The sequence below is a fragment of the Robinsoniella sp. RHS genome (genome assembly GCF_001029355.1).
Classification (GTDB): domain Bacteria; phylum Bacillota; class Clostridia; order Lachnospirales; family Lachnospiraceae; genus Robinsoniella; species Robinsoniella peoriensis.
Genome location: NZ_JNGB01000144.1, coordinates 1 through 8,990, shown reverse-complemented (window position 1 = coordinate 8,990; position 8,990 = coordinate 1). Strand labels below are relative to the sequence as shown.

General features: G+C 37.7%; 10 protein-coding genes and 1 tRNA gene. 5 read left to right on the top strand and 6 right to left on the bottom strand.

All coding sequences use genetic code 11. The features are described 5' to 3' along the window. Positions 1–170: 170 nt before the first annotated feature. On the top strand, positions 171–554 hold the full coding sequence (locus RHS_RS26300; RefSeq protein ID WP_027293470.1) for a BlaI/MecI/CopY family transcriptional regulator: 384 nt from the start codon (positions 171–173) through the stop codon (positions 552–554). Positions 555–755: 201 nt separating this feature from the next. Continuing rightward, entirely contained in the window at positions 756–1,565 is an 810-nt protein-coding gene (locus RHS_RS26295) for a M56 family metallopeptidase (protein ID WP_047834841.1), read from the top strand. A gap of 4 nt (positions 1,566–1,569) precedes the next feature. Here the strand turns inward: RHS_RS26295 and truA are convergent, their stop codons facing one another. Together truA and RHS_RS32055 are read right to left on the bottom strand one after the other, a co-directional pair. Next, positions 1,570–2,307: a tRNA pseudouridine(38-40) synthase TruA gene (gene truA / locus RHS_RS26290; RefSeq protein ID WP_047834840.1), complete on the bottom strand. Its 738-nt coding sequence runs from the start codon at positions 2,305–2,307 to the stop codon at positions 1,570–1,572. A gap of 105 nt (positions 2,308–2,412) precedes the next feature. Next, entirely contained in the window at positions 2,413–3,492 is a 1,080-nt protein-coding gene (locus tag RHS_RS32055; protein ID WP_052377750.1) for a helix-turn-helix domain-containing protein, read from the bottom strand. Positions 3,493–4,001: 509 nt separating this feature from the next. On the opposite strand from RHS_RS32055, the gene RHS_RS26280 reads away from it, so the two are divergent. The 3 genes from RHS_RS26280 (at position 4,002) to RHS_RS26270 (ending at position 5,277) form a co-directional block, all read left to right on the top strand. Further along, entirely contained in the window at positions 4,002–4,205 is a 204-nt protein-coding gene (locus RHS_RS26280; protein ID WP_027293467.1) for a cold-shock protein, read from the top strand. A 195-nt stretch (positions 4,206–4,400) separates the two neighbouring features. Next, positions 4,401–4,473: transfer RNA gene (locus RHS_RS26275), tRNA-Thr, on the top strand. Between the two features lie 96 nt (positions 4,474–4,569). Continuing rightward, complete coding sequence (locus tag RHS_RS26270; protein WP_395023564.1) at positions 4,570–5,277, top strand: lysozyme family protein; 708 nt, start codon at positions 4,570–4,572, stop codon at positions 5,275–5,277. Between the two features lie 558 nt (positions 5,278–5,835). On the opposite strand, the gene RHS_RS26265 is transcribed toward RHS_RS26270, so the two are convergent. From RHS_RS26265 to rlmB, 4 genes are all read right to left on the bottom strand, one after another. Further along, positions 5,836–6,546: a queuosine precursor transporter gene (locus RHS_RS26265; protein WP_027293465.1), complete on the bottom strand. Its 711-nt coding sequence runs from the start codon at positions 6,544–6,546 to the stop codon at positions 5,836–5,838. Positions 6,547–6,549: 3 nt separating this feature from the next. Next, positions 6,550–7,263, bottom strand: a complete 714-nt coding sequence (locus RHS_RS26260; RefSeq protein WP_047834838.1) for a radical SAM protein — start codon at positions 7,261–7,263, stop codon at positions 6,550–6,552. Positions 7,264–7,757: 494 nt separating this feature from the next. Next, positions 7,758–8,351: an RNA polymerase sporulation sigma factor SigH gene (sigH, locus tag RHS_RS26255; RefSeq protein ID WP_027293463.1), complete on the bottom strand. Its 594-nt coding sequence runs from the start codon at positions 8,349–8,351 to the stop codon at positions 7,758–7,760. Positions 8,352–8,375: 24 nt separating this feature from the next. Continuing rightward, a partial coding sequence (gene rlmB / locus RHS_RS26250) for a 23S rRNA (guanosine(2251)-2'-O)-methyltransferase RlmB (RefSeq protein ID WP_047834837.1) occupies positions 8,376–8,990 on the bottom strand: 615 nt, incomplete at its 5' end.

The window sequence follows — 8,990 nt, the reverse complement described above, 5'->3', positions numbered from 1 at the left end:
ACAATATAGTATAAATAATTTTAGTAAGTATCAATATAAGTCAAATCAAAATAGATACTGATTACCATAATTGAACTATAGTATAAAGTATCTAAATCTAGTTGACTATTCTGAATGAACATATTATTATTAATTAAAAATACATTAAATCATCGAGAGGAAAAGAATAGATGAAAGAATTACATGAATTAACGAAGAGTGAATTAGAAATCATGAAAATCTTATGGCAGGCTGATCATGATCTTTTACTCTCAGAAATACTACCACTCATAGAACAAAAATTTAATAAAAGCTGGAAACGTCAAACTGTTTCTACATTTCTTTCTCATTTAATCGAAAAAGGTGTTGCGACCTCATACAGAAAAGGCCGATATTTTTATTATCGTGCCATAGTAACAGAGGATAGCTACAAATTAAATGAAATTAATAATACAGTGAACTTTTGGTGTAATGGGTCAGTGAAGAATTTAATATCAGCGTTATGTGACCAAGAAAAACTTAGCATATCTCAAACTGAAAAAATCGAAAGGATACTAGATGAATTGGATAATTGAACTATTTTATTTTTTATATTATTAAATATAGTAATTGCTGTAACATGTGTTCTTTGGGCTATTTATCATAAAATAATTGATAAGAATGTTTCATCTACATTTTGTTTTAATAGTATAAAAACCTTGATAATATTCCTGTTAATATCAATTATCGGTTTTAAATCCCTGCAATCAACATATTCAGGAATCCAGCTGGAAAGTATGAGTATAACAAACTTTATCTTATATCAGATTTCTTTTGTTGTTATATGTATTTGGGGGATTGGAATTATTATTTTCTTAACTGGAATTCTGATTAATATTTTAAAATTCAGCAGAAACATTTCTTTTTATAACGCATACATTTTAGATCCTCATTATACTCATATACTATCCCAAATAAAAAGTAACTTTAATTTCAACAAAAAAATAAAACTCTATTCTAACTGCAACATAACAATTCCAATAGTTACCGGTGCATTAAAACCTAAAATTATACTTCCCGAAAATACCCCAACCGATAAGGAATTATATATTATTATGCTTCATGAGTTTATCCATATCTACAGAAAAGATCTTCTGTTTAAATATCTATTAATAATACTTAGGGGTATCTTTTGGATAAATCCTTCATTTATCTATATATCAAAACAATTAGATATTTGGTCCGAATATAGCTGTGACGAAATTTCCTGTAAACATCAAAAGAATATATTTACAAATAAAGAATATTTCTCAACTATACTTCGCTATTCAATGCAATTCAAACAGAAGTTTTCCATTACAACGGCTTTATGTAGTCATAAATCCAATATAGAAAAAAGAATTAGACATTTTAAAAGTTCTAATTTAACATCAAAGTTCGTAAAATATATTTCTATTCTCTTATTAGCTATGATGATGCTAATAGAAGTACATTTTTACTATTCAGCTAGTCAATATCAAAATACGTTTATTAGCACTTTTCAGCAGTGGAGTACCATAAATATAATTCACGTTTCTAAAACACAAGAATCTATTACCTGCAAATAATCTCTTAATACGAAACCTTAACCAGACACAACCCTCTGGCTGGAGCCGTAATACCAGCCAGAGAGCGGTCTTTCCCCTCAAGAATCTCTGTCATCTCTTTTGGCGAGCGTTTTCCCTGGCCCACTTCTATCAGCGTTCCCGTCATGATCCGTACCATATTGTACAAAAATCCTTCGCCTGTAAAATTAATTTGCAATTCCCCTTCCAGTTCTGTAATTTCTATTTTAATTAACTTACGGACTGAGGATTTTTTCATTCTTTTATTCGAACAGAAGCTTTTAAAATCGTGAGTTCCAATTAACGCTTCCGCTGCTTCACGCATGGCTTTCACATTCAGATGTTCATCAAGTGGATAAATGTACTTTCGCTCAAATACATTTTTCAATGTACTGGTAGAAATCCGGTAACGATACACCTTTTCCTTCGCATTCAGACGGCTGTGAAATCGCTCCGCTGTCTCTGTCACTTCAAGAATCCCAATATCCTCCGGCAGGTATTTATTCAGGTAATCACGGATATCCTCTGTTAAGACACATCCCTTTGGAAGATGGAAATTAGCCGTCTGTCCAAGGGCATGTACACCTGCATCTGTTCTTCCTGCCCCCTGGACTTCAATCGGCATTCCTGCCATTTTTGATAATATTGCCTCCAGCTTGCCTTGTATCGTATCATCCGTATTCCCCTGTTTCTGCCATCCATCATACCTGGTTCCATCATATTGGACTATCATTTTATAATTCATATACACTGCTCCTATCTTTCACCGCATTCTAAAATGCAATCAGCATTTCTTTAATAGTTACAGTGTAATGCCTGCTGTCCGGAAAGTCAACGCATTCCCTTTCTTTTATAATGCCTCAATATGTTCTTTGAGTTTTTGTACTGCCTCCTGAAATGCCTCATATCCACGCAGTTTTTCATATCTCTCGTCTGACATCAGTAGATTTAACTGGGATTGTTTTATTCCTTTTACCTGACCCTGGTTTTCATTACAGTCCAATGTGACTGTGTCAAAATAAACCCGGTCCTGGAAAGAATAATCCATTTCCCGAATATGATCCATATATTTTATGATACTCTTTAATGCTTCTTCCTCATGATAAGTTTCCAAATACAACTGGGTGATTTTTTCCCATGCAAACAGACAGCCTCCGCTTCCAAAGATCTCTTCTATCTCACATCCTGCCCTTGCATATTCAAATGCTCTTTCTAAATTTTGTGTTTTTCTGGCGGTTGCAGTCAGAGAAAGCAATGCCATTTCTGCATTTCGGATACCGGACAACAAATTGGATTGCAATAGTTTCTCTGCCTTTTTATAATCTCCCTTTTTCAGATAGATACTGGGCCGCAGCTGTGAAGGATCAATCTGCTGCTGTGGTATGGAATCCAAATATGCTTCTGCCTCATCGTATTTTTCCGCTTCCATGCATCTCGTAACCAGATACACCTTGGCATTTTCACGAATTAACGGATTGGAAGAACCCACTATTTCCTTAGCCAGTTTTTCCAGCTGATTTCCCCATTCATCCCATTCTTCTTCCATAAAGTCCTGATCCATTGTATAAGACAGCATTATGGAAGCGGATATTACCCTCATTTTCAATTCTTCTGAATTTGAGTACTGTTTTAAATAAAATTGAATTTTTTTCATTCCTTCCCGAAAGCCTTTATCCTGACATATTACGCGTATATCTGCCATAATTTCATCCAGCATATTTATATCCAGCTCCTGGGTATAAGACAGCAGATGGTCGATTGTGGTACCAAGTGCTCTGGCAAGGGGCGGCAGCAATAAAATATCCGGATAGGTACTCCCCGTCTCCCATTTACTCACTGCCGGTGCAGTAACGCCAATTGCCTGGGCCAGCTGCTCCTGCGTTAATTGTTTATCCTTTCTTAGCTTTAAGATAACTTCACCTATATTCATTTTATATGCTCCTCTTCTAAATATGGAAACGGCCATTTCTTATTACTAGTATATCTGATATAAATGAAATCCGCAATGGAGCCCTATTATAGTTCCTGTTAAGAAAATTTAACCCACAGGAAAGTGGCAATTAAAAACTTTTCAATTTCTTCACAGACTCTTCAATCGTCTGTCACACTTTCTTCACAACTATCCTTTATATTATAAATATGAAAAGCCAATAAGACTTTTTCAAGAAATTAAATCTTTTTCATTTTCGCCAGTATCGATGAGGTACTGGCCTTCCTTCCGTTTAGGGGTAAAATTCAACTAAATTTCTTTGATAATAAAATATTTTTTATTTATCTTGACAACGCTTTGTTTACATGGTATATTAAGAGAGTATTTTGAATGAATTTTTGATCTTCACATATTTTTGTAAGTCACTAATTTGATTGATGATTTACAAAAATATGTGATTTTTTTTATTTTCATGTTAAGATATAATATTATAATTGGAGGTACCTACTATGAATAACGGTACAGTAAAATGGTTTAACAGCACTAAAGGATTTGGATTTATCACAAACGACAGCACAGGCGAAGAATTCTTCGTACATTTTTCAGGAATTGCTACTGAAGGATTCAAATCTTTAGAAGACGGACAGAAAGTAACTTTCGATATCGCTCAGGGAAACCGCGGTATGCAGGCAGTTAACGTTTGTGCAGCTTAATCAGCTACTCAAATAAAAATCCGATCATTTATTAGATCATTTAAGCCGATGTGTATAGCATCGGCTTATTTTATTGCACTCCTCTTTGCACATAAAAAGAAATATGCAGAATTTTATCAATTTTTTAAAAAATTCGTTGACAAGCGCAGTAACTTATGATAGAATTCTTAACTGTAGCGGTTATTTATATCGCAGGCTGATGTGGCACAGTCGGTAGCGCACCTCATTGGTAGTGAGGAGGTCACGGGTCCGATTCCCGTCATCAGCTCTTTGGAGCCCTGGATTATATCCGGGGCTTTTTTCGTATATAACTGCTTTTCTAAGCAACCCGTTTACTCAGAATGTTTTTACAGAAGAGAGGATTATGGCAGCTTATCAAAAAACAACAAAATCATCAGCAACCCGGAAAAATCAAAGAAAAAAAATATCCGCAACGCTATCTTCAACTAACCGCAGTTCGGCAAAAAAGCGTCTGAGCCAAAAGGAACAGCTGCTAAAAAGAAAGCGGCAGGTGCGCCGTAACTGGTTTCTCATAGGCTTTATACTTTTGACGGCAGGCATATTTACCTGCTTTCTGCTGTTTTCAGGAACTCCCCGGCCAGGCGAATTAACAAAAAGTGTTCTTCAGTATGAAGATCAGGTCAAAAAATATTGTAAAGAATACGACATTTCCGAATATTCTGATGTGATTCTTGCAATGATGCAGCAGGAAAGTGCCGGAAAAGGAACGGATGTCATGCAATGCTCCGAAAGTCCTTTTAATACCCAATACTCAAATGAACCTGGCAGTATTACAGATGTGGATTATTCCATTCAGGTGGGCGTGGAAACCTTTGCCTATTGCCTCGGGGAAGCGCAGTGTACTTCGGTCAACGATATGGATAAATTAAAACTGGCTCTTCAGGAATATAATTTTGGAAATGCATATGCCACGTGGGCAGCGGAAAATTATGGAGGATACTCTCCGGAGAATGCACAGGAATACTCAGATAAGATGAAAGCGCAGCTTGGCTGGACTACTTACGGTGATCCTGAATATGTACCGCATGTTTTGCGCTACTATAATAAATAAAACCCCTATACAGAGGGAGTGCCAGTATCTAAAGATACTGGCAGGTTATGAAAAAGATTATTAACAATGCTTATTTGCTTTGTACACTTAATACTATAACGGATTGCTGTGAAGAAACTGTGTACAGTACTTGAAGACTTTGTGAAGATTTTTATACTCCCTTCCAACTGCTAAAATGGCAAAAAGAAGGACTGGCCATCGCCAGTCCAGGAGGGAGAGAAAAGTTTATGTAAAAAAGCTTGTTTGCTTTGTATGTATATACTATATCAATCAATTGTGAATAAGATATGGCATCCCGCTTAAAGCTTTATAAAGTTGTTTAAGAATTTATAAAGGTTTTAAAAAGAAAAGCTTTCTCACCCCTAAAAAGAGGGAGAGCCAGTATCTTGGCGGATACTGGCGAGTTATGAAAAAGATTTATATGAAAAAGTCTTATCGGCTTTTACATGTATTACTATAAAATATAGTTGTGAAAAATATGTGACAGCCTGTTGAAGAATTTGTGAAAAACATTTCTGCAGCTTTTTTCAGAGATATTTTTAATAAACAGGAGGCTTTTCAGGCACACTCTGCGTCTTCTCCCACAGGTCTGATCCTCCTTGCCAGATATACGGCAGGTGTATCTGCAAGACTTGTAAATATAAAGATTACATAGCTTGCCCACATAATACTGATCAGGGTACGGGTATCATACGTTCCCAGAAATGCCCCCATAGTGAATAAAACCGTATTTAAAAGCTGGGACAGTAATGTAGATCCGTTATTACGAAGCCACAGATAGCGTCTGCTGTCTCCACACAGCCTTTTTGTCAGCCCCCACCATTTATGATACAGCCAGACATCAAACTTCTGGGAAATGGCATATACGATAAGGCTTGCTGCCATCATACGCGGTGTATTGGAAAAAATATTTACGATACTCGAATGAGCCCAGTCATTTGCTCCCGGCTGATACAGCAGCCAGGACTGGGATATAATAATAAAAGTAAGGGAGGTAAGTATTCCAATGTTTACCGCCTGATTCGCCGCTTTTTTTCCGGATACCTCGCTTAGGATATCCGTCACCAGGAACGTAGATGCAAATAAGATATTTCCAAGCGTCTGCTCCATCCCAAATGCATTCACCAGTATCAAAACTTCTATATTAGCAGATATCGTTGCCAATACGGTAAATGCCATCAGTCCTTTGCACCCCAGCAGCTTATACCACAGCAGAACACTTCCATAAATAATAACAACACTCAGTATTAATAGAATCTCATTTCTCATCTTTTACTTATCTCCTACTCCAAAATCCGTATTTTCTATTAAAATATCAACCCTTGGGTTATCCAGATAAACGGGCATCAGTTCTTTTATAAACTCCCGTATTACAGAAGGAGACGGTTTAATAGGTTTGCTGTTCTCATTCATAATATTGATACACACCCTGTCAAAATATTCAAGTCCGGTTAAAATATCCCTCTCCATTGATGCTGCATTCTGACCTGGAATTCCAAATAAAAGGCAGCATTCATCATAGTATCCGGCAATTTCTTCGGGTGAATCCGTTGTAATCCCCTTATCCAGGTAACTTTCCCGGAACAGGGCATCAAATGTTTCCACACCAATTTTAATCTTAACCGTAATACCATGCTGTCCAAAATACCTTTTAATGTCCGAAATCTTATCCCTATGCATCCAGTGGCATTCAAAATGAAGCTGTCTGATCTCCTTTTCCAGGCATTTACTTAATACTGCCTGCATCGTATTTTCATCCAGATCAGTAAAACTTCCGGAATTGATTACCTCCAGGGTCTTATAAATTCCGGTTACCTTTTCAATTTCCATTTTGTTTAATCTGTAATTTTCCTCTTCGTTTCTGGAATAGTCCAGATGATAATCGCAGAACCGGCATCTTCTCCATTTACAGCCGTTTCCCCGAAGCAGGATGATCTCCCGCGGATTTTTTTCAGAAATAATAGAATAGCGGTTTAATTCAGTCATTTTTTTCCTTTCCGTCCGGCATACTGACCTGAAGCATAATGATAAGCCGGACCAGTACTCCATCCGGACAGTAATGATAGTGACAGTGATGAATATTTTGTCAGACTGCAAGGCGAAGGATAGAGTACTAGAGCGTGTAATAAAATTACAAACTGCTATGATGTTATAAGGAAAATAAAAAAAGACGCTTATAATTAAGCGCCATCAACAGTACCGGTAAAAACCCTCACTGCAGCTTTTTCCGATAATCATTTTCCCTGTACAGCACTGCATAAATAAAAGAAATATAGCACCCGTTATCCATACCGCAGCCTGCAAAGCTAATCGCAGGATACACTACGCCGTCGCCTTGCAGGAACGCTTCTGATATGGATATCAGTCACTCTATTCTCTGTTATTTACCTTATACCGTACTAGTTTTATTTATAGACAGGATGGTCACGAACTGTCTTATTCAATTGCGTATTACACTATATCAGCATCCTACCGGCTTGTCAACGTATTTTTTTACGGATTCTCTGCAGTGCATTATCAACAGACTTGGGCGGCTTATCTAGAAGTTCACCTATTTCTACATAGTCTTTCCCCTGTAAATAGCAGTCCAGCACTTTCTTTTCAAATGCGCTTAAGGATGCTTCCAGCTTCTCCTCTATCTGCTTTTTATTTTCCTGATGAATCAGCAGTTCTTCCGGATTACTCTCCTGGGTAAACAGAATTTCCTCCAGCGGCAGGGATTCTTCTCCTGCTTCAAGGGTTCCTGAATACAGTGAAACATAAGAGTTTAACGGGGTATGCTTCTTCCTGTTGGAAGCTTCAATTGCATGATAGAGCTGCCGTCCGATGCAGAGTTTTGCAAAATGATAAAAAGAGGCATCCCTGTCTTCCCGGTAATCCCTGACAGCTTTAAACAGGCCAATCATCCCCTCCTGGATCAGATCGTCCTTATCTCCGCCGATTAAGTACAGTGCCCTTGCTTCTTTACGCACCAGATATTTATACTTTTCCATAATGTAGTCCGTAATCCCGGGATTTCCATCCCTGAGCTTTACGATTAATTCTTCGTCGGTATATCCGTCGTAGGACACCATTTCCCGCCTCCACCTGATATTTGTTTACATCCGCTGTCTTACAATCTCATAAGCCAGTACACCGGCAGCTACGGAAGCGTTCAGCGAGTCGATATCCCCTTTCATGGGAATCGATGCAGTAAAGTCGCATTTCTCTTTTACCAGGCGGCTGACACCTTCGCCTTCACTGCCTATCACCAATCCGATCGCTCCTTTTAAATCCTGCTTATACATCACTTCACCGTCCATATCTGCACAGACAAACCAAAGACCTTTTTCCTTTAACTCTTCTATTGTTTTCGCAAGATTTGTGACTTTGGCTACCGGTGTATAGTTAATAGCTCCAGCAGAAGTCTTAGCAACAGTTGCCGTAAGGCCTACTGCACGGCGTTTCGGAATGATAATGCCATGAGCCCCTGCCAGATTAGCTGTACGTATAATAGCTCCCAGGTTATGTGGATCTTCAATATTATCCAGCAATATAAGAAATGGAGGTTCGCCCTTTTCTTCTGCAATCTTCAAAATATCTTCCACTTCAGCATATTCATAAGCTGCTGCATAGGCAATAACCCCCTGGTGCTTGCCGGTTTCTGAGATCTGATCAAGCCTTTCCTTATCCACATAGTTAATAATGGTATCATGCTTTTTGCTTCTCTTACG